This window comes from Synechococcus sp. RS9916, from assembly GCF_000153825.1.
Taxonomy (GTDB): domain Bacteria; phylum Cyanobacteriota; class Cyanobacteriia; order PCC-6307; family Cyanobiaceae; genus Synechococcus_C.
In genome coordinates, this window is the sequence record NZ_DS022299.1 from 1,991,049 (window position 1) to 2,011,787 (window position 20,739).

General features: G+C 61.0%; 22 protein-coding genes. 14 read left to right on the forward strand and 8 right to left on the reverse strand.

What is annotated here, in order from left to right:
* Positions 1 to 112 precede the first annotated feature (112 nt).
* The 3 genes from RS9916_RS10410 to RS9916_RS10420 are packed head-to-tail and all read left to right on the forward strand — an operon-like array spanning position 113 to position 3,458.
* The gene (locus RS9916_RS10410; protein ID WP_038024514.1) at positions 113 to 1,588 is read left to right on the forward strand and encodes a circularly permuted type 2 ATP-grasp protein; all 1,476 of its coding nucleotides are present in this window, start codon (positions 113 to 115) and stop codon (positions 1,586 to 1,588) included.
* On the forward strand, positions 1,582 to 2,589 hold the full coding sequence (locus RS9916_RS10415) for an alpha-E domain-containing protein (RefSeq protein ID WP_007099370.1): 1,008 nt from the start codon (positions 1,582 to 1,584) through the stop codon (positions 2,587 to 2,589). Before RS9916_RS10410 ends, RS9916_RS10415 begins: the two co-directional genes overlap by 7 nt.
* A complete protein-coding gene (locus tag RS9916_RS10420) occupies positions 2,562 to 3,458 on the forward strand; it encodes a transglutaminase family protein (RefSeq protein ID WP_007099371.1) in 897 nt (298 codons plus the stop codon). Before RS9916_RS10415 ends, RS9916_RS10420 begins: the two co-directional genes overlap by 28 nt.
* On the opposite strand, the gene RS9916_RS10425 is transcribed toward RS9916_RS10420, so the two are convergent.
* The 3 genes from RS9916_RS10425 to RS9916_RS10435 form a co-directional block, all read right to left on the reverse strand.
* The gene (locus RS9916_RS10425; protein ID WP_007099372.1) at positions 3,446 to 3,937 is read right to left on the reverse strand and encodes a hypothetical protein; all 492 of its coding nucleotides are present in this window, start codon (positions 3,935 to 3,937) and stop codon (positions 3,446 to 3,448) included. The genes RS9916_RS10420 and RS9916_RS10425 overlap by 13 nt on opposite strands.
* Positions 3,938 to 4,027: 90 nt before the next feature.
* A complete protein-coding gene (locus RS9916_RS10430) occupies positions 4,028 to 5,080 on the reverse strand; it encodes a GTP 3',8-cyclase MoaA (RefSeq protein WP_007099373.1) in 1,053 nt (350 codons plus the stop codon).
* Positions 5,070 to 5,666: a molybdenum cofactor guanylyltransferase gene (locus tag RS9916_RS10435; protein WP_007099374.1), complete on the reverse strand. Its 597-nt coding sequence runs from the start codon at positions 5,664 to 5,666 to the stop codon at positions 5,070 to 5,072. The genes RS9916_RS10430 and RS9916_RS10435 overlap by 11 nt, the downstream gene beginning before the upstream one ends.
* Before the next feature lie 279 nt (positions 5,667 to 5,945).
* Here RS9916_RS10435 and RS9916_RS10440 point away from each other — a divergent pair, with 279 nt between their 5' ends.
* Together RS9916_RS10440 and RS9916_RS10445 are read left to right on the forward strand one after the other, a co-directional pair.
* Entirely contained in the window at positions 5,946 to 7,514 is a 1,569-nt protein-coding gene (locus RS9916_RS10440) for a NarK family nitrate/nitrite MFS transporter (protein WP_007099375.1), read from the forward strand.
* Positions 7,515 to 7,602: 88 nt separating this feature from the next.
* Positions 7,603 to 9,831, forward strand: a complete 2,229-nt coding sequence (locus RS9916_RS10445; protein ID WP_007099376.1) for a molybdopterin oxidoreductase family protein — start codon at positions 7,603 to 7,605, stop codon at positions 9,829 to 9,831.
* On the opposite strand, the gene RS9916_RS10450 is transcribed toward RS9916_RS10445, so the two are convergent.
* Entirely contained in the window at positions 9,812 to 10,279 is a 468-nt protein-coding gene (locus RS9916_RS10450; protein WP_038024515.1) for a nitrate reductase associated protein, read from the reverse strand. The two genes, RS9916_RS10445 and RS9916_RS10450, sit on opposite strands and share 20 nt — an antisense overlap.
* 276 nt (positions 10,280 to 10,555) lie before the next feature.
* Between RS9916_RS10450 and RS9916_RS10460 the strand changes: the two genes are divergently transcribed.
* The 4 genes from RS9916_RS10460 (at position 10,556) to glp (ending at position 13,458) form a co-directional block, all read left to right on the forward strand.
* Positions 10,556 to 10,870 carry a hypothetical protein gene (locus RS9916_RS10460; RefSeq protein ID WP_007099379.1) on the forward strand — a complete coding sequence of 105 codons (315 nt, stop codon included), beginning with the start codon at positions 10,556 to 10,558 and terminating at the stop codon, positions 10,868 to 10,870.
* A gap of 77 nt (positions 10,871 to 10,947) precedes the next feature.
* Positions 10,948 to 11,703, forward strand: a complete 756-nt coding sequence (locus RS9916_RS10465) for a carbonic anhydrase (RefSeq protein WP_038023655.1) — start codon at positions 10,948 to 10,950, stop codon at positions 11,701 to 11,703.
* Between the two features lie 38 nt (positions 11,704 to 11,741).
* Positions 11,742 to 12,218, forward strand: a complete 477-nt coding sequence (gene moaC, locus RS9916_RS10470) for a cyclic pyranopterin monophosphate synthase MoaC (protein WP_007099381.1) — start codon at positions 11,742 to 11,744, stop codon at positions 12,216 to 12,218.
* Positions 12,202 to 13,458: a gephyrin-like molybdotransferase Glp gene (gene glp / locus RS9916_RS10475; RefSeq protein ID WP_007099382.1), complete on the forward strand. Its 1,257-nt coding sequence runs from the start codon at positions 12,202 to 12,204 to the stop codon at positions 13,456 to 13,458. The genes moaC and glp overlap by 17 nt, the downstream gene beginning before the upstream one ends.
* Before the next feature lie 7 nt (positions 13,459 to 13,465).
* Here the strand turns inward: glp and RS9916_RS10480 are convergent, their stop codons facing one another.
* Positions 13,466 to 13,927: a molybdenum cofactor biosynthesis protein MoaE gene (locus RS9916_RS10480; protein ID WP_083773057.1), complete on the reverse strand. Its 462-nt coding sequence runs from the start codon at positions 13,925 to 13,927 to the stop codon at positions 13,466 to 13,468.
* Between the two features lies 1 nt (position 13,928).
* Positions 13,929 to 14,222, reverse strand: coding sequence for a MoaD/ThiS family protein (locus tag RS9916_RS10485; RefSeq protein WP_232199573.1), 294 nt, complete (start codon positions 14,220 to 14,222; stop codon positions 13,929 to 13,931).
* Between the two features lie 20 nt (positions 14,223 to 14,242).
* On the opposite strand from RS9916_RS10485, the gene moaB reads away from it, so the two are divergent.
* Positions 14,243 to 14,764: a molybdenum cofactor biosynthesis protein B gene (gene moaB / locus RS9916_RS10490; protein WP_038023657.1), complete on the forward strand. Its 522-nt coding sequence runs from the start codon at positions 14,243 to 14,245 to the stop codon at positions 14,762 to 14,764.
* On the opposite strand, the gene cobA is transcribed toward moaB, so the two are convergent.
* Both cobA and RS9916_RS10500 read right to left on the reverse strand, forming a co-directional pair.
* Entirely contained in the window at positions 14,761 to 15,576 is an 816-nt protein-coding gene (cobA, locus tag RS9916_RS10495) for a uroporphyrinogen-III C-methyltransferase (RefSeq protein ID WP_007099386.1), read from the reverse strand. The genes moaB and cobA overlap by 4 nt on opposite strands.
* A complete protein-coding gene (locus RS9916_RS10500; RefSeq protein WP_007099387.1) occupies positions 15,573 to 16,211 on the reverse strand; it encodes a hypothetical protein in 639 nt (212 codons plus the stop codon). The genes cobA and RS9916_RS10500 overlap by 4 nt, the downstream gene beginning before the upstream one ends.
* Before the next feature lie 97 nt (positions 16,212 to 16,308).
* Here RS9916_RS10500 and RS9916_RS15160 point away from each other — a divergent pair, with 97 nt between their 5' ends.
* The 4 genes from RS9916_RS15160 to RS9916_RS10525 all read left to right on the forward strand — a co-directional run bounded on the left by RS9916_RS15160 (position 16,309) and on the right by RS9916_RS10525 (position 20,679).
* Positions 16,309 to 16,887, forward strand: a complete 579-nt coding sequence (locus RS9916_RS15160) for a hypothetical protein (protein ID WP_007099388.1) — start codon at positions 16,309 to 16,311, stop codon at positions 16,885 to 16,887.
* Positions 16,888 to 17,131: 244 nt separating this feature from the next.
* Positions 17,132 to 18,673, forward strand: a complete 1,542-nt coding sequence (locus RS9916_RS10510; protein ID WP_007099389.1) for a ferredoxin--nitrite reductase — start codon at positions 17,132 to 17,134, stop codon at positions 18,671 to 18,673.
* 313 nt (positions 18,674 to 18,986) lie between these two features.
* On the forward strand, positions 18,987 to 19,928 hold the full coding sequence (locus RS9916_RS10520; protein WP_007099391.1) for a formate/nitrite transporter family protein: 942 nt from the start codon (positions 18,987 to 18,989) through the stop codon (positions 19,926 to 19,928).
* On the forward strand, positions 19,897 to 20,679 hold the full coding sequence (locus tag RS9916_RS10525; RefSeq protein ID WP_007099392.1) for a HEAT repeat domain-containing protein: 783 nt from the start codon (positions 19,897 to 19,899) through the stop codon (positions 20,677 to 20,679). The genes RS9916_RS10520 and RS9916_RS10525 overlap by 32 nt, the downstream gene beginning before the upstream one ends.
* Positions 20,680 to 20,739 lie beyond the last annotated feature (60 nt).

A 20,739-nucleotide genomic window follows, 5' to 3' on the forward strand; every position in this document is an offset into this window, starting at 1 on the left:
CCAAAACATCTGTGGTGAACAGCGATGTCGCCCAAATTGCGGAATGTGTAGCAAGGGTGACCAGGAGCGGGATCCGTCGACCGATTGGATGCATCCGATATCGGTGCCTTGGATGTTTACCGAATACAAACCGTCAGCTGGCTACGACGAATATTTCTGCCGCACTGATGCCGCACCGAGAGCAGCACTGGAGCCTCTGCTCTCATCACTCGGACAGATCGGCCTGAACGAGCTCATCCGCAACCACGCGGCAGCGAGCCATCTCCTGAGACGGCATGGGGCCACGTTTCGGCTCAACGACAGCGACGGCAACGGCCGTGAACGCATCCTTCCTTTTGATCCCCTTCCACGCTTAATCGGCGGTCACGAGTGGCAACGCCTGGAGCAAGGCCTGATCCAACGGTTGGAGGCAATCGACTGCTTTTTGGCCGACATCTACGGGCCACAGCAAATCATCAACGACGGTGTGATCCCAAGGGAAGACGTGGAAAGTTCCTCCGGTTGGCGCCAGGAGATGCAGGGAGTCCAGGTGCCCCTGAACCGCTGGTGCCAGGTGTCAGGCCTCGACCTGATCCGTGATGGAGAAGGCACCTGGCGCGTTCTCGAAGACAACCTGCGCTGTCCTTCCGGCGTGGCCTATTTCCTCGAAAACCGCCGCGTGATGAAGCAGCTGTTCCCGAGCCTGTTCGCAGGGCGGGCCGTGCAACCGATCGATGACTACCCCTCCCATCTGCTGCGCACACTGCAGGACATGGCCCCCTGGAGCGACGCACCTCGGGTGGTGCTGCTCACCCCGGGCGTGTTCAACAGCGCCTACTTCGAACACAGCTACCTAGCCCAACAAATGGGCATTCCCTTGGTGGAAGGGCGGGATCTGTTCTGTGAGGACGGGCGCGTGTGGCTGCGCAACACCAACGGACACAGCGCTGTGGATGTGATCTACCGACGGATCGACGATGACTTCCTCGACCCCAACGTGTTCCGCAGAGATTCCATGCTCGGCGTCGCTGGACTGATGGAGGTGTTGCGCCAAGGGCGGGTGGCGATCGCGAATGCACCAGGCACCGGCGTGGCCGACGACAAGCTGATCTACGCCCACGTGCCGGCGATGATCCGCTACTACCTCGATGCGGAGCCGATCATCGAGAACGTGCCCACCTACCTGTGTGCTCGCGACAACGACCGCCAGTTCGTCCTCGATCACCTCGAAGAGCTGGTGGTGAAGTCGGTGGCCGAAGCCGGTGGCTACGGAATGCTGATCGGGCCCCAAGCCAGCCGCACCGAGCTGGTCGATTTCGACTCCAAAATCCGCGCCAACCCCCGCAACTTCATCGCCCAACCCACGCTGCAGCTGTCCACTGTGCCCTCCCTCAGTAACGGGGAGCTCTATCCCTGCCATGTGGATCTACGGCCCTACGTGCTGCGAGGGAAACAAAATTGGGTCAGCCCAGGGGGACTGACGCGAGTCGCACTGGAGCGCGGATCGCTGGTGGTGAACTCCTCCCAGGGGGGCGGCTGTAAAGACACCTGGATCGTGGACGACCAGCAGGTGGTGAGCGAACCAGCCCGGGAGGTGGTGCCGTGCTGAGCCGGGTCGCCGATTCTCTTTATTGGATCCATCGCTACCTGGAGCGGGCCGAACACATCGCCCGCTTCCTTGAGGTCAGTGAAGCCATGGCCCTTGATTGTCCCCCAGGTAGCGCCGAACCATGGCTGCCACTGGTGGAAGCCACCGGCGATCGCAGCCGCTTCGATCAGGCCTATCCAGCGGGACGCCCCGCCGATGTGATCCGCTTCTTGCTGCACGACCTGGAGAATCCCAACAGCATCGTGAGCTGCATCGCCATGGCCCGCGAAAACGCACGCCAGATCCGCGATGTGATCACCACAGAGATGTGGGAACAAATCAATGATCTGCACTGGAGTCTGCAGGAAGACGAAGCAATCTGGACGGAACCGGTGCAAGAACAACTGCGCAGCATTCGCCAGGGATGCCAAATCTTTTATGGGATCACTGATTCCAGCCTCAGCCGCGACCTCAGCTGGCTGTTCAGTCAGCTGGGACGGTTGATGGAGCGAGCCGACAAAACCTCACGCATCCTCGACGTGAAGTACTTCCTGCTGCTCCCCTCCCCTGAGGAAGTGGGAGGCGTGCTGGATGAACTGCAATGGATCACCCTGCTGCGCACGGCAGGGGCCTATCAGATGTATCGCCAGAACATGCAGCAGGCGATCACCCCGGCATCGGTGGCCAATTTTCTGCTGCTCGATCCGGTCTTCCCGCGATCGGTGCGCTTCTGCCTGCAAGGCATTAGCGACACCCTGCAACAGATTCAGACCCAACCGGTCCAAGCCGCCCCGGATGACCTCGACTGCCTGCGGGGACAACTGCTCTCGCGTTGGAGCTACGTGCGCATCGATGCCTTGATCGACACCGGGCTGCATGAGGCAATCGACCAACTGCAGCGTGATCTCAACCAACTTCACGACCTGATCCAGGCGCGCTACTTCACCACCAGCAATCTGCCGGACACGCCACACGACTCCCCTCTTGCTTCTCCATGCGTGCCCACATCGTTCACCGCCTGACCTACTGCTACGACGCCCCGATCACCCTGGGGGAGCATCGCCTCTGCCTTAAACCAAGGGGACACGGTTTCCAGCGTCTGCTCGATCACTCCCTCTCGGTGCTTCCTGAACCCTGCCAACGGCGGGAGCTGCTGGCCGCCAGTGGCGATGAAATCCTGCGACTGGGTTTCCTGGGCAGCACTGATCAACTCTGCTTCGAAGCCAACAGCCGCGTGGAAACGCGGCCAGCCCCACCACTCGACAGCTGCTTCAACGGCATGGAGCCCCCGCTGCCCTATCCCCGCGGCCAGTTGAACCAGGATCTGCTCGGGGCACTGGAGGGATGGCTCCCGAACGGACAACACGAACCCTCCGCCATCGACCTCACCCAGGAAGCGCTGATGGGGAGCAACCAACAGACACTCGCTTTCCTCAACCAACTGATCGAACTGATTCAAGACCGCGTCAAGTACACCCAACGCCATGCGGGGCCGGCCTGGCCTGCTGGACGCACCTTGCGGGAACGCATCGGCTCCTGTCGGGACCTGGCCATGCTGATGGTGACCTGCTGCCGCGTTGTCGGACTTCCAGCCCGCTTTGTGAGCGGCTATCAACTGCTCGACCCGGCCCCTGAGCAGTACGACCTGCATGCCTGGGCGGAGGTCTATCTCCCCGGCGCCGGCTGGCGGGGTTTCGATCCCAGCGCCGGCAGTGAAGTAAATGAGCGCTATGTCGTGCTGGCCACCTCTTCGAAACCTGAACTCACCGCAGCAGTGAGTGGCAGCTTCAGCGGACCTGCCAACACCTCCAGTGATCTGAGCTGGAGCATCAGCGTGGACGAAGAACCAGCGAACACCAGCGCCCCGAAGCAGACGCTTCAGGCGGCCTGAAGCGCTGGCGTCATGCCATGCAGAAGAGGCTTCGGTGCACCCGCCACCGTGGCTGCCATCAGCGCTGGAATCCGGGCGCTGTTGTAGACCCGGAATTCCCGCAGCAGGGACACTCCCGCAGCACGCACCGCTTGATTGAGCACCACCGATCCCTCCGGATCAGAGATGGAGCGGTGAAAGGTGCCGGGAGGGATGCGCAGGATGTCGCCGCCGCTTTCAAGCCGCACGATGTGAAAGGGCACCTCCCAGGCCAGATTCACCAGATAAAACGTGCGTCCTCCACTGGCAGCCAGGAGGTTGTCCTCCTGATGGGGATGCAGATAAAACTGCCAGGCCCCCGTCTCCCCATCATTGGGAGGACTCACGGCTGGGCCGGAATGAATCACCAGGTCGCGGGCGTTCGAGGACTCGACGGTGACGTCGAAGAAACGCACCGAAGGCGTGTCACGGAACCGTTCGTAGGCCAGCAGTTCAAACATCGATGGATGCGATCAGCGCCGCTCTCTCAGCCGGTTGTACCGAAAGCAACCCAGCCAAACCGTGACAACCAACACCCTTGCGCCAATGGGTCACCCACCCAAGTACGCCATCTCCGCATGGGGAGCAGCGCTCCCCAGCTGCGCACGACGCTCACTGAAACGGTCATCGCGTCGAAGCCATAAAGCCGTCAGGGCATCGCGCAAACCATCACCATCCACACGTGGCATCAACCAACGCTGAAGGTTCACCCCCTTCGAGGCAAACAAACAGGTGAATGCCTGGCCATCCGCCGTGATGCGCAACCGGTTGCAATCCCCACAGAACGGCTCGGTGATGGAGGCAATCACACCCACCACACCTCGCCCATCGCGGTAGCGCCAACGACTGGCCGTGGCGTGGGGAGCCCGACCCACGGCCTGCAGCGGCCATTCCGCGTTCAGCCGCTCGATCATGTCCGTGGCCGGCACCACCTGATCGAGCGTCCAACCATTGCGATTGCCCACATCCATGTATTCGATCAACCGCAGCTCGACGCCGTGATCACGGGCCAACGCAGCCAACGGGATCAACTGATCGTCGTTCAAGCCTCGCTGAATCACGCTGTTGAGCTTCAACTGACCCAACGAAGGAGCAAAGCCCGCCGCTCGAGCTGCCTCCACACCGGCCAGCACCTGACCGAGCAATCGCTCCCCGGCAGACACACCCCCTTGCAGGCCAGCCATGCGTGCCACTGCATCCGGATGCACGGCATCGAGGCTCACGGTGAGACGGTCCACTCCCAACGCTCTGAGCCGACGGGCTCGTTCGGACGTGAGCAAAGCCCCGTTGGTGGTGAGCGTGACCTGCTGCAGCCCATGGAACGGACTGTCAGGCCGCGAACGCGCAGCAGCCACAGCCTCCAGCAAGGGCCAAAGGCGATCACTTAATAGAGGCTCGCCTCCGGTGAGCCGCAGCGTGTGTGCACCCAAGGCACAGGCCTGCTGCACCACAGCCAACTGAGCTTCAAGGCTGAGCAGTCCCGCTGGCTCATCAGCATCCGGGCAGCAATAGGGACAAGCCAAATTGCAGCGCCCTGTGAGCGACAGCCGCAAGACGCCCAACGGCCGGGCATGGCGATCGACAACAGAGCCGTCAGCGTGCATCAGACAACGCTGCCAGATCACTCACAGCATTGAAATTGCGCAGCTGGTCAGCAGCCAGCAGCACCGGGCGATAAGGAATGCGCTCCAACCAATGCATCCAGCGTCGATTTCCCTCAGACAGTTGCTGACGCAGGGAAGCTGTGAACAGCTCAGAGGTGGGATAGATCCCCAGCAACGGCTGCAGGCGCTGGCCATCAGCGGCCACTGCTGCCTGATGGGGATCCAATTTCCAAACCTGGATCAAACGCTGAAACACCGCAGCAGACAAGAGAGGCATGTCGACAGGAACCACCAGCCATGCCTCCTGTTGGGGTTCCGCTGCCACCAACTGCCCCAGCGCATGCAACGGGCCCAGGCCAGCGGGCTGCTCATCCAGCAGTGCCACCCCAGCTTGGCCCTGAAGCAACTGCTGATGGCTGTTGTGCCCACTCACCACCACCACTGGCAACGACAAGGAGCGCAGTTGGTTGACCAGCTCCGACAGCCACACGCCGCCGTTGGGATGGGGAAGCAAGGCCTTGTCGCGCCCCATACGCCTGCTCGCCCCACCGCTGAGCACGCACGCCCTCAGCTCACCCGTCGGCATGCACCCATCCAAAGAGGACAAAACCGAAAAATGTTCGCCACCAACACTTCAAACAGTCGTAACGACTACCAATCAGCAAGAGCTAAGCAATCCTGATGCCATCAATCACCTGGGCTGATGCTTGGCAAGAACTTTTTTTCGGCATTTCGTAGCAGCAGTCACCATCAAGAGGCACGACCGTCACGTTCACTATCTGGGCGAACGGTCTTTGTTCAGCGCCGTCCAACATCTCCTCAGCACCCTTTTTTTGACGCCTGAGGCCTCTTTCATTCCCAACCCATGCTTGGCGATCTTTGGTCGTTCCAAGGGAGATATCGAACCCTCCATCTCACTTGGATCGCCTTTTTCCTGACGTTTGTCGTCTGGTTCAACCTGGCCCCCCTGGCCACAACGGTGCGAGCGGATCTCGACCTGACAATTGGTCAAATCCGCACCGTGGCCATCTGCAACGTGGCCCTCACCATTCCTGCGCGCGTGCTAATCGGCATGCTGCTGGACAAATTCGGCCCCCGGATCACCTACTCCTCGATCCTGGTGTTCTCGGTCATCCCCTGCCTGCTGTTTGCGTCCGCTCAGGACTTCAACCAGCTTGTTGTGGCTCGTCTGCTCCTCTCCATCGTGGGCGCCGGCTTCGTGATCGGCATCCGCATGGTGGCGGAGTGGTTCCCTCCGAAGGAAATCGGTCTTGCTGAAGGCATCTACGGCGGCTGGGGCAACTTCGGCTCCGCCTTCTCCGCCCTCACCATGGTGCTGCTGGCTGGCTACCTGTCCTTCTCCGGCGGCGCAACCCTGCCCACAGGTGAAGTCCTCAACTGGCGCGGTGCCATTGCCCTGACCGGCATCATCTCCGCCCTCTACGGCGTCTTCTATTACTTCAGCGTCACCGATACACCTCCTGGCAAGGTGTATCAAAAGCCCGCCAAGACCGCTGGTCTGGAAGTCACCTCCATGCGCGACTTCTGGGGTCTGCTGGGGATGAATGTGCCGTTCGCTGCCATTCTTTGCGTGCTCTGCTGGCGCCTCACCAAGGTGGGCTTCCTCACCGCAAGCACCTATCCCCTGGCCCTTGGTGCCGTTGCCATTTGGTTTGCCTTCCAGACCTGGGGCATCATCCGCACCAACCGTGACCTGATTCTCGGCAACAAGACCTATCCCAAGGAAGACCGCTACGAGTTCCGCCAAGTGGCGATCCTCGAGCTCACCTACATCGTCAACTTCGGCTCCGAGCTGGCCGTGGTCTCGATGCTTCCCACCTTCTTCGAAACCACCTTCGATCTGCCCAAAGCAACAGCTGGCCTCTTGGCCTCCTGCTTTGCCTTCGTGAACCTCGTCGCCCGCCCTGCTGGCGGCCTGATTTCCGACAAAGTCGGCAGCCGAAAGAACACCATGGGCTTCCTCACCGCAGGCCTGGGTATCGGCTACCTGGTGATGAGCATGATCAAACCCGGCACCTTCTCCGGCACCAGCGGGATCGTCGTGGCTGTGGTGATCACCATGCTCGCCTCCTTCTTTGTGCAGTCCGGCGAAGGCGCCACCTTCGCTCTGGTTCCCCTGGTGAAGCGTCGCGTCACCGGTCAGGTGGCTGGTCTGGTGGGTGCTTACGGCAACGTTGGAGCCGTGGCTTACCTCACCACTTTCAGCCTGCTGCCGATGTGGATGGGCGGCGGCAAAGATCCTTCTCCCGAAGTGATCGCTGCCTCCAACAGCGCCTTCTTCCAGATCCTCGGCATTGCCGGTCTGGTGGTTGCCTTCTTCTGCTTCTTCTTCCTCAAAGAACCGAAGGGATCCTTCGCGGATCTGCATGAAGGCGAAGATGCTTCGCCTGAATTGGCAGCTGCTGGTCGCTGAAACCATTCAACGGCCCACATTTGAACCGCACGCGTGCGTTGTTTTCGACCCGGGACCAATGTCCCGGGTTTTTCCGTTCTGAGTCCCGATGACCACCCCCACCCCCAGCGTGCGCAGCCAGTGCCCCTACTGCGGTGTGGGCTGCGGTCTCGAATTGCTTCCACCAGCCCAACCGGGCCAGGCGGTCAAAAAAGACGAAGAAGGCAACCCGATGTGGACGGCGCGCGGCGATCGCAGCCACCCCTCCAGCCAGGGGCAGGTGTGCATCAAAGGGGCCACCGTGGGAGAAACCCTGGCCCGCGGACGACTGCACCAACCCCTGTATCGCGCCAGCCTCGATCAAGACTTTGAACCGGTGAGCTGGGAGCAAGCACTCCAGACCATCACCGATCAGATCCAGACCACCCTGGCCAACAAAGGGGCTGACGCCATTGCCATGTATGGCTCTGGCCAGTTCCACACGGAGGATTATTACCTCGCCCAAAAGCTGCTCAAAGGAGCCCTCGGCACCAACAATTTCGATGCCAATTCCCGCCTCTGCATGAGCTCGGCGGTGGCTGGCTACACCCGCAGCCTCGGCTCCGATGGCCCTCCGGCCTGCTACGACGACCTTGACCACTGCAGCGTGGCGGTGCTGATCGGCACCAACACAGCGGAATGCCATCCGGTGCTGTTTCAGCGCCTGATCAAACGCAAAAAACGCAACCCCGGCAGCGTCACGATCGTGGTGATCGACCCGCGCCGCACCGACACCGCCAAAGCCGCTGACATTCATCTACCGATTGCACCGGGCACTGATCTAGCCCTGCTGCATGGCATTGCCCACCTGGTGATGCGCGAAAACGGCCAGGACGTGGCCTTTATCGACGATCACACCGAGAACTACAAGCCCTTCTTCGATGTGGTAGCCCGCTGGACCCCCCGCAAGGTGGCCCGCTTCTGCGGCATCCCTGAGAAACGGTTGCGGGAGGTGGCCGAGCTGTTCCACCGCAAACAACGGGTGTTGAGCCTTTGGTCGATGGGCGTGAACCAACGGAGGGAAGGCACCGCCGTGGTGCAGGGCCTGATCAACCTGCACCTGCTCACGGGCCAGATCGGCAAAGAAGGCGCCGGCCCCTTCTCCCTCACAGGCCAACCGAATGCGATGGGAGGCAGGGAAGCAGGTGGCTTGGCCCATCTCCTGCCCGGATACCGGATTGTCACCAATGACCAGCACCGCAGTGAGGTGGAGCAGGCCTGGGGATTCCCCCAAGGTCAGATTGCTGCCACCCCTGGGCTCGGGGCCTGGCAACAGGTGGAGGCGATGGAGCGGGGTGACCTCGACCTCTGGTGGGTGGCCGCCACGAACCCCCTGGTGAGCATGCCCGAACTCGACCGCGTCAAGGCGGCGATGCAGAACTGCGCCCTGGTGGTGGTGAGTGAGGCCTATGCCGACTCGGAAACTTCCCACTACGCCCATTTGCTGTTACCGGCATCGCAATGGAGCGAAAAGGCTGGAGCGATGACCAATTCCGAGCGCAGGGTCACCTACTGCCCGGCCTATCGACCCCGCCATGGCCAAAGTCGGCCCGACTGGGAGGTCTTCGCTGAAGTGGGCCGGCGTCTTGGATTCGAACAACACTTCAGCTACGACTCAGCAGCGGAGGTGTACGCCGAATTCAGCCAACTCACCGAGGGGCGGGTGTGTGACATGTCGGGCCTCAGCCATGAGCTGCTGAGCGAATCGGGCCCGCAGCAATGGCCCTTCCCCCGTGGCAGCGAACCCAGCCAAGGGGCCAAGCGCCTCTACAGCGACCATCAGTTCCCAACACCCAGCGGCAAAGCTCGCTTCAGCACCGATCTGCCCCAGGGCTTAGCGGAACCCCCCTGCGACACCTATCCGCTCGTGCTCACCGTGGGGCGCTATCTGGGGCAATGGCACACGATGACGCGCACCGGCAAGGTGAAACGGCTGCAAACCATGCATCCAGAACCGCTGCTGGAGATCCATCCTGAGGATGCCAGTGACTTGCAGATCAAAGACGGAGCCTTGACGGCCGTGAGCTCACGGCGGGGACACCTCACGGCCCGGGCGAAGATCACCAACAGGATTCGTAAGGGCAGCGTGTTTTTGCCCATGCACTGGGGCTTCACCCAGGACCAAGCCTGCGAAGTCAATGCCCTAATGCATGACCAGGCCTGCCCGGTCTCGAAACAACCGGAACTCAAAGCCTGCGCCGTGATTGCAGCCCCCGCGGTCTCGGCCATCAAACCGCCTGAACAGGTGAGCAACCAATTGGTGAAACTGCGGCGCTGGTTCAGCCCAGCAGCTCAGTAAAGGCCGCATCCAGGTTGTGGTGGTCATGGCCGGGCCGGGCCAGTTTGCACAACGCAAACCGGTCCAACTCCGACAAACCAGCCCAAGCCACAGCATTGAGCACCACACCGCGTTGATCGGCTGCTTCGGCAATCGCCAGCGGCACCTGATCCATGCACTGCCAAGGTGCATCCACTGCTGGCGGCAGATCCTTGACCATCCCATCCGCCATCCCGACGGTGAGATCACGCAGGTGCTGACGAAACCCTGCCCACTCGGTCGGAGCATCGGACCAATCCACCAGTTGCTGACGCTGCGGCTGCTCGAGGGCCAACCAATGATTGAGCTTCAGCTTGATGCCCACCAAATCCAATTTGCGGCGCACGCAAAGGGGGATGCATCGCCAGTTACCAATGAAATCCTGCTCAAACGAAAAGCAATGACTTGAGCAATCACTCCGCGAATCCATGCCATTCAGAGCCATTTGGTGTCAATGATGACAACAGAAAGATGCGGTTCCAGCGATGTTTGTGGTGATACACAAAACCGCTGTGCGATTCGCGATTTCCCTCGGAATGCTTCTGGGAATGACCCATGGCTGGGTGATGGCAGACACCCATGACCAGCCAGGGAACATGTTCATCAATTCCGTCAATACTGTTAAGTCCGATACCAATTGGTCTCCATTCAGTAGCAATTCATACAACGGTTTCCCATACTGAAAGTTCAGTTATGGGTTCCAGCTGTGCTCAGCAACACCACCATCAGTGCTGGCCGTAGTCCCCTCACGGTTGCCGCAGGATTTCTAGGCGCTTTCATCGTGGGCTCCCTCGCCGTGCAACTCGTCCGAACCCAGGGCGTGACAGCCACTCCTGGAGTGACGTCTGTTGAGCCGGTGATCGCCAGTCCGGCCACCCTCTGGGCCGATCTCGGGGCAAGGGATCTTGAAGTGAGCTCCACCCAAATTCCAAACCCTGCAGCACCGGTGTCTTCTGCCGCGAGCGTGAAGCCTGTCGTGGCCTCGGAAGCCACCCTCTGGGCACCCCTCGGCGAGCGCTAAATCCCCAAAGTCAAAGGCTCCTCCACACGACCAATGGTGACTAGCGTCCGCACAGCCTGCGGACGTGAGGGGGAGCCATGAACCGACGGTCTTTTCTGTTGGGCAGTGGCTTGACCACAGCCGGGCTGATCAGCTCCGGCTGGGGCGAATCGGCCAAAGCCGAAGCAGCTCCGATTTCTGATTTCGGGATCTCAGCACCACCTGATGACGAGAACCCAAGGTCGTGCCGACCCGAGGATCCTCTTGCCGCCCTGATGGACGGGAACAAACGTTTCGTCGCTGCCTGGAGACAGAAAGATAAAGCCACCACCATGGCGGCCAGAGCCGAAGCGATGGCAGGGCTTTGGCAACACGACTGTTTCCTATCTGCTGACGTTCTTTCCACAGGTCAGGCTCCCTGGGCAGGAATCCTCAGCTGTGCCGATTCGCGCGTCTCACCGGAATGGGTGTTTGATGCAGCCCCCTCCGATCTGTTCGTTGTCCGCAGTGCAGGCAACACCGCATTCGATGACGCCATCGCTTCGATGGAGTTCACGGTGTCTGCGCTGAACACACCCCTGATCATGGTGATGGGCCACAGCGCCTGCGGCGCCGTGAACGCTGCGCGGAATGACGCTCCTCTGACCCCTCTGCTGGAACAACTGGTCACCCCGATCCGCTCCAGCCTCACCCCAGGTGAAGACCTGGAAGCGGCCGTGAAAGGCAACGCGCGATACACCGCCCAGCAACTCAGCCAACGCAGCACCGTGCTTGCAGAGGCCGTGAACAAGCGCCAACTCAAGATCGTGGCGAGCTATTTCGACATTCATTCAGGCACCGTCACCCTGCTCTGATCTGCCAGGCTGATTTCAGCTGTCACCACCATCCACAGATGGGTGAGACCCTCAGCCACCTCAACCAAGACGGAGAGGTGCACATGGTGGAGGTGGGCGATCGCCCAGCCACCAAACGTGAAGCCATCGCGCAGGGCTGCATCCGCATGGATGCAACCACCCTTGGCCTGATCGAGCGGGGCGAAACCCCGAAAGGGGATGTGCTGGCCGTCGCGCGCGTAGCGGCGATCCAAGCCGCCAAACGCACCTGGGAACTGATCCCCCTCTGCCACCCCCTACCCCTCAGCGGCATGGAGGTAACCATCGAACCGGATGGGCAGCTGCCTGGGCTCACCATCACCTGTTGCTGCCGCACCACCAACCAAACCGGCGTGGAAATGGAAGCGATGACCGCCGTGTCGGTCGGGCTGCTGACTCTTTACGACATGCTCAAAGCCGTGGATCCGGGCATGACCCTCAGCGCGATTCAATTGGTCCGCAAAGAAGGAGGGCGCAACGGTGTCTGGACCCGCTGAGCCCTATGGCCGCGAGGGTCTCCCCCTCGATCAGGCCCGCCAACGGCTCCTGACTGCGCTGCCATCCGGCCTGCACCGTGGTGAAGAGACCTTGCCTCTCGCCGATTGCCTGGGCCGCGTCAACTGCAGCATCGTCAAAGCCACAGCCGCCGTGCCGGGCTTTCGCGCGTCGATCATGGATGGCTACGCCCTGGGGCAGGACCATCAACCCCAAGTGGGGGATCAGTGGAGCCTGAAAGGCCGGTCCGCCGCCGGCAGCCCCTTCCCGGGAGCCCTGAAACCTGGCGAGGCAATCCGAATTCTCACCGGAGCACCTTTGCCTCCCGGTGCCGACTGGGTTCTGCCGCAGGAAATGGTGGAGGCCTCCCCCGAAGCGATCACCCTGGCGCGAGACGCCTCGTCATCACCCTGGATCCGAGCTGCCGATGAAGAGTGCCGCAGCGGCGACAGCCTGCTGCCCGCTGGGGTGCGCCTCGGGGCCGCCGATCTCGGTCGCCTCGCCGGGTGCGGTGTTGCCACACTCAAGGTGCGCCCAAAGCCACGCATTGGCCTGCTGGTGAGCGGCGATGAATTGATCCCTCCCGGGGAACCACGACCAGAAGGAGCGATCTGGGAGAGCAACAGCACCCTGCTGGAGGCGATGTTGGAGCAACTCGGCTACAGCATCCAGCACAAGCGCGTCGCGCCCGATCAACCGGAGGCCTTGCGGCACGCCTTGCGCGACCTCTCGACTCTCTGCGATGTGGTGGTGACCACGGGGGGCGTCTCCGCCGGCGATAGCGACTGGATCCGCCCTCTGGTGGCTGAACTCGGGGAGGTGAACTTCTGGAAGCTGTTCCTGAAGCCGGGCCGCCCCTTCGCCTTTGGCTGGATCGGCGACCACGTGCCGTTTTTCGGGTTACCGGGCAATCCTGTGGCGGCAGCGATCACCGCGCTGCAACTGCTGTGGCCGGCGCTGCAACGCCTTGAAGGGCAGCAAACCCCCGAGTTCTTCCCCCGCATCCAGGTGGAACTGGGGGATCGCTACCAACGGCGACCGGGACGACCGGAACTGGCCCGCGCACGACTCGAGATCACCAATGAAGGCCGCATCTGCGCCCGCATCGACGGATCACAAGCGTCATCGCGCATCGGTTCCCTCCAGGGCGCCGACCTGCTGTTGGAGATTCCCGCTGAGGCAGGACCACTGGAGGCCGGGAGCCAGCTCTGGGCGCAGATGCTGCGCCGCAGCCTGTTCTGAACCTGCTCTAGAGCGGCGTATTGGCCTCCAACCAGGTGCCTTGCCCCCCGCGCCATTCCCTTTTCCAGAACGGGGCCTCGTGTTTCAGCGCTTCCAGCACCGCAGCACAACAGCGTTGCGCCGCACCGCGTCGATCCGCCGTGACAGCAACGAGAACGATCGGCTCGCCTGGAGGGAGCTTGCCAACCCGGTGCAGCACCAGCACGCGATCAGCTCCATGCAGCTGGCGCAAACGCTCGGCGTCATCGCGAATCCGTTGCTCACACATGCCCGGGTAATGCACCAACTCCAGAGCGTCGAGCGAATCGCCCCGTTGATCCTCCGGGCGCACGCGGCCGAGAAACACAGCGTTTGCAGCGGCCTCGGGCAACCAAGCCTCCAAAGCCGACCAGGGGTTGAACGGCTGCCGGTGAATCACCACGTCCACCAAGGATCCACCGCTCCCATCCACCTGCTGCTGTATCGCCATCTCAACCACCTGTGAATGGGGGCAGAAAAGCGAGTTCATCCCCTGCAACCACAAACGATTGCGGCTCCACCAGCACTTGATTCACCGCCACCCGCAACGAACCCGACCAGGGCCCCAGATCCAACACTGACCACAGATCAAGGACCGAGGTGGTGCCCGCCGATGGCAAGGGCAGCCGACGCTCCTCCCAGCCCGCCTGATCACGAAGAGCCGCAAACAACAACACCGTCACCGAGCCCCCGTCGTTCTGCGCCATCCCCAACTCCAGCAGGTCCAGATTGGTTTTAGCGTCCACCCCAGCCACAACCGCCGGCCCTGACCCTTCGAATCGCCTTGCTCACGGTGTCGGATCGCCGCACCCTCGCCGATGACCCCAGCGGCGACTGCCTCCAGAATCAACTCCAACAGGCCGGTCATGCCTTGGCGGAGCGCAGCATCTGTCCGGATGACCGCTACCAGGTGCGAGCAGTAGTGAGTCGCTGGATTGCGTCAGACAGCGTCGATGTGGTGATCACCAGCGGTGGGACAGGACTAACCGGCAGGGATGGAACCCCAGAGGCCATCCAGCCCCTGCTGGATAAACAGATTGAAGGCTTTGGAGAACTCTTCCGGGTGCTGTCCTTCGAGACCATCGGCACCAGCACTCTGCAAAGCCGCTGTCTTGCCGGCGTTGCCAACGGCACGATTGTGTTTGTGCTGCCCGGATCTCTGGATGCCGTTCAAACCGCCTGGGGGCGCTTGATTGAGGCTCAGCTGAATGCTGGCACCCGCCCTTGCAACCTGGCTCTACTGATGCCACGGCTGCGGGAACCGGCGGATCGGCCCGCCAATCCCTAGAACGGGATCGGCATCGTGACGGGAGCCGGTTGCGGGGAACAGGCCGTGATGCGCTGATTCACCACCTCACCCACCACCACGATGGAAGGGGACGCAAAGGCCTGGGCCCGTGCCTCCTCCGCGACCGACGTCAGGGTGGAGGTGAGGCAACGCTGACCCTCGACAGTGCCCTGCTGAATCAACGCCACGGGAGTCTCCGCCGCTAATCCACCCGCCATCAGCTCGTCAGCAATGCGCGGAAGATTGTGCAAGCCCATGTAAATCACCAGGCCATCGCTCGCAGTCGCCAAAGCACGCCAGTTCACCGAAGGACGACGTTTGTCGATCTCCTCATGGCCGGTCACAAACGTGACGGATGAACCAGCCCGGCGATGGGTGACGGGGATACCGGCATAAGCAGGGGCTGCAATTCCAGAGGTCACACCCGGGACCACCTCCACGGCAACGCCCCGCGCCGTGAGGTGGGCAGCCTCCTCTCCACCACGACCAAACAGAAAGGGATCCCCTCCCTTGAGGCGTACCACGCAGGCATGGCGCTGAGCGAGCTCCACCAGCACAGCATTCGTGCTCGGCTGGGGAACCGAATGATGACCGCGACGTTTGCCCACGAAGTGACGCTCACAGCCTTCTGGCACCAAATCGAGCACCTCTTTCGGCACCAGCGAGTCGTAGACCAGGGCATCGCAGCATCCCAGCAACCGATGGGCCTTGCGAGTGAGTAACTCAGGATCTCCGGGTCCTGCACCGACCAGATACACGGTTCCCGCAACAGTGCCCTCAGATGCAACGAGGTCCGCAGAGGAATCAGTCACGGGAGGAGAGACAGAAGGGAAATCAGACCAGAACGCAGCTGTGGATCGTCCAGCAGCGATGGCAATCCACCAGCCTGCCGCAACGCCTCCGCCATGCGGTTTGGAGCGAGGGCCAGAGGAAGGGGACAGGCGGAAGGATGCTGCCTGGCGTGCACCTCCCAGGTATCAGCAGACACCAAACCGCATCCCAGTTGTGCACCCAACAGCGTCAGATAGCGGCTGGACAAACCAGGCCGCAGGGGGTGGTGCACCACCACCACGCTCTGTCCATCAGCCTTGCCTGCCTCAATCCATCCCCGCAACAAGTCCCACCATTGGGGCCAGGCCCCCAGAAAGGGCACCATGGTGACGTCGGCCCCTGCACGGCGCATCCGCTCCCGAATCTGCGGCAGATCCGATCGGGCATGGCTGCCCGGCAACAACAGCAATGGCATCAACCAGTAGCGACAGCCCGGTTGGGTCGGAAGAGGCTCTGCCGTGAGCGCTTCTAGCTCGACCGGACCTTGGCGCTGAATGGCCAACTCCTGAGCGAAATCCACCAAACAAGCCGGTATTTCCCCGCCACTACGCCCATGCACCACCAGGCGCAAAACCGCTGGGGACTGAACCACAGAAGCGTCGACGGCCCGTGGCAATGGACACAGAAAAGCTGGCTTCCGTAACAACCGCCACGGATGCTGCGCCCCCTGAACTGATGGAGTCTGCGAATCATTAGCCATATCGGTCTGCATCATGACGAGTCAGCGCCGTCGCCCGAATCAAACCCAACGCCGTCTGGCCATCCAAGCCAGCTCCAGACGCAACCGTGTCTCGAGCGCCCGCGTCGATGCCAGAACCGATGGACGCCTTGAGGAACGGTGGGAGCGTGAGAGCTATCGGGACGATCACAGCGTTGAAGAGCCCATCAGGCCATCCTTCAGATCCGATTACGACGACGAACATCACGCTGACCGCTTCCTAACCAGCCAATACGAGATCGAACACGGGCGCCACGTCGACCACAGCAACTTCGGCGACCAAGACGACCACTATCGGGACGAGCGAGTGGACGCAAACCGCCGCTACCGCAATGCGTACGACAGCCATAACGCTTACGACAGCCATTGGGCTGAGCCCATGGGCAACGAGCGTCGTTACAGCGATCCCTATGAAAACTATCGCCAGCCAGACACCTGGAATTCGCTTGAGCCCTATGGCCAAAGCCGCGGACGCTCCGAACTTGATCAAGACCTGGAGGCCATGGGCAAGGTGTGGTCGATGATTCGCCAGGGAGCCGTTCGCATGCTGGGCGAAGTCGGACGCCAGTACTAAGCGAAGCCTGAGCTGCTGCATTGAGCTGCCAATACAGATTGCAGCGACTTTGCATGTATCAACCAACACCAATTTCCAGTCAAGACCCAGCGATTTTTGTTCCATCCGTTACCGAAATGCACCACCGCTGATCGCTAAACAACCGCTACCAGCGCTCTCGGATGTTGAGGTGCTGCAGATATGAGACGGCTTAAGCCGATCCACCTCACTCCCAGAGCTTTCCCTCCCACGTATTTCTTGCACCATGACCAGCAGCGCTCCCTCACGCCCTTATCTAGAAGGCAAAAAGCTCAACAAAATTGAGCAAAACAAAGCCAATAAAGACGGCCTGCTGGTCGGCAGCGAGATCGATAAGTTTGCCGAGATGGGTTGGGAGCAGGTCGACGAAACGGATCTGCAGCTGCGCCTGAAGTGGTACGGGATGTTCTGGCGCCCCAAGACACCCGGCAAGTTCATGCTGCGCCTGCGGGTCCCCAACGGCATTCTCAACGCCCAACAACTGCGCGTTGTGGGTTCCATTGTTGAGCGCTACGGCGAAAACGGCAGCTGCGACATCACCACCCGCCAGAACCTGCAGCTGCGCGGCGTGCTGCTCAATGATCTTCCAGAGATCCTCAAACGCCTGAAGGAAGCCGGATTGAGCACGATTCAGTCGGGCTTCGACAACCCACGCAACGTCACCGGCAACCCTCTGGCTGGAATCGATCCCCAGGAAATCGTCGACACCCGTCCTTACACTCAAGAGCTCAACAACTTCCTCACCAACAACGAAGAAGGCAATTCCGAGTATTCCAATCTGCCGCGCAAGTGGAACACGGCTGTTGCAGGTGCAAAAGACAACTTCCTGCTTCACAACGACATCATCTTCCACCCCGTTGAAAACAACGGTGAACTGGGCTTCGGGGTCTGGATCGGTGGCGTCCTTTCATCCCAGATGAATGCCTACGCCTTGCCCCTCAATGCCTGGGTGAAGCCAGAAGAAATCTGCAAAATCACCGACGCGGTCATTCGCCCTTGGCGAGATAACGGAGAACGCGACAAGCGCCCCAAAGGACGCTTCCGGATGTACCTCGATCAGGTGGGCCTTGAGGCCTTCCGCTCGATGGTGGAGGAAAACTTCGGTCCCCTGACCCCTGACCCCGGCTCGGTCTTCGACGAAACCCCGCGGTCCCACTACGGCATTCATGCCCAAAAACAAGAAGGGCTCCACTACGCCGGATTGCACGTTCCCGTCGGCCGACTCACTGCTGAAGATCTTCAAGACCTCGCCACCGCAAGCCTCAATTACGGAAACGGCGAGGTGCGCCTCACCGAAGATCAAAATGTGATCCTGGTGGGCTTGCCCAACGACAAGCTTGAGGCCTTCCAGGGCGATGCTCTCGTCCAACGCTTCCCGCTGGAACCCGGTGCGATCTCCGCTGGCACCGTCTCCTGCACAGGCAGCTCCTATTGCCATTTCGCCTTGGTGAACACCAAAGACCAGGCAGCGGACATCGCCACAAAACTCGATGCGGAACTGGAACTCCCCGAAGAACTAAAGATCCATTGGACTGGCTGCCCCAACAGCTGCGGCCAGGCCTACATGGGCGCCATCGGCCTCACCGGCACCAAAGCCAAAAACAAAGAGGGCGTGATGGGTGAGGGCTACACCCTCACCGTGGGCGGCTCTCAGGGCGCCGACCCCCAAGTCGGAGAACTGCACCAAAAAGCCGTTCCCGCGGAAGACATTCATGGCGTGTTGAAGCAACTCCTGATCGAGAAGTACGGCGCCAAACCCCGCAGCTGAATCAGCCTTCCACGGCCGTGGCGCTTTCTTTTGAAGCCATGGCTTTTGGGCTCCCCCTTCAGCGCTCTCCCCTCCCCTCACCCCACCGGATCCATGTCTCAAAACCGCGATCTGTTTTCCCGCTTCGTCAATTGGTTGAGTGCAAGCGGCAGTGAAAAGTCTCCAATTGCTCGCCCTGCCCAGCAGCGCGATGCGTTCTCCAAATTGATGAACAAAATCAGCGGCTGATCGCTGGATCTGGGGGTCATAAGAGCCTCTTCTTACGCCCTCGAACACCCACCCTCACCTCGGCAACAGCGTTTCTGCCTCACCAATGGACTACGTACTACCCAATGAGCTCGTCGACGGCATGATTGCCGCCGGCGGCAAAAAAGCCACCGTCAGCGTTAAAAACCTCCTGCTGCGTGGGTTCTATTCCGGCGCCATTCTGGGCCTGGCCGTGATCCTCGCCCTCACCGTGGGCTTGACCGTCAAGGCACCCTTTGTGGGCTCGCTGCTCTTCCCCTTCGGCTTCGCCAGCATCGTGCTGTTCGGCATGGAGCTGGTCACCGGCAACTTTGCCCTGCTCCCCATGGCCACCTGGGCCGGCAAAAGCACCTGGGGCGCCACCTTCCGCAACTGGGCCTGGGTTTGGTTCGGCAACTGGATCGGCACCGCCGTGGTGGCCGTAATCATGGCCATCAGCCTCACCAATGGCTTCAATGTTGAGCCTCTGTCCGCTGCGGCAGCAGCTGCGGCGACCAAAGCAGCAGCTGCTGCTGGTGATGCAACCGTCATCAAAGCCGGCATGTGGCAGCAGGTCGCTCAAAAAATCATCGACCTGAACATCCTCAACGTCGTCAAGAAGTACGAGAACCTTGGCGCGATGGGTTTCTTCCTCGCCTTCCTGCGCGGTGTGGTTGCCAACTGGCTGGTGTGCCTGGGCGTGACCATGGCACTCGTGAGCAAGAGCGTTCCCGGCAAAATTCTGGCCTGCTGGCTGCCGATTACAGCCTTCCAAACGATGGGCATGGAGCACATCGTGGTGAATCAGTTCCTGCACACCATGGGTCCAATTCTGGGTTCCGGAGTGAGCCCGATTCAAGTGATCTTCTGGAACTGGCTGCCTGTCACCCTGGGCAACATCGTGGGTGGCATGGTGTTCATCGGCATGCTCTTCTACAGCACCCACCGCACCAAAGTTGAGAACGTGCTGCCGACCGAGCACGATGACAAGCTGGAGCGTGAACTGGCCGCCGAACTCGGTGCCCGCTGATCAGGATCTAGTGCACAGCGATGTCCAAGAAGCCGCTCTCTGGGAGCGGCTTTCCAAATCATCACGACGGGCTCCTCTGGAGCCCCAATGGCTGGGGGAGGTTTACTCTCCCAGCCTTTCTCTTGGCTTGCGGCGGGCCCTCGCCGAGAAAATCGGGATGTTGGCCGAAACGGGTTGGCCCCTCGTGCAGGAGTTAATCGCTTGCCACGGCGTGCAAGACGAATTAATCCTGGCCGCTGGGCTCACCCATCAACCGGAAAGCAGGGATTGGTTGCTGCAGCTGCTTGATGAGATCGACAGCGAATTAGATGCTGATCAAGCCCTGGTGGTGCTGCAGGCCTTGGCGTGTTGGGGAGGGGAGCTGCCGCTGGAGTTGATCAAACACACCCTGAGCTTGCCAGGTCTGCAACTGCGTCTCGCAGGCCTGCAATTGCTCAGCTTCCATGCCTACCAACTCAACGACACCACGTTGTTGCAACTCTGCGAACCACTACTCAACGACTTTCGAGAACCCGTGGCGCTCGCAGCAATCCGGCTGCTCCAACGCCGGGATGGGGCTGAGATCAGTGAACGCCTCGCGCAATTGAGTGGCACGGGGTCCGACAGCGTGGCGGCGGCGGCTTTGCGAGCCCTGGGTTGCATCGCCACCCCAAGCAGTCAAAGCTGGCTACTGGAATTAAGCCACAACCTTCCAGTCGGAGAACGCAGGCAGCTGGCTTGCAAGCAATTGCAGCAGCAATATCGCACCTAAACAAGCATGAAAAAAGCCCGGGAAACCCGGGCTCAAAGCTCCCCCAGTCTCGTCAGACCA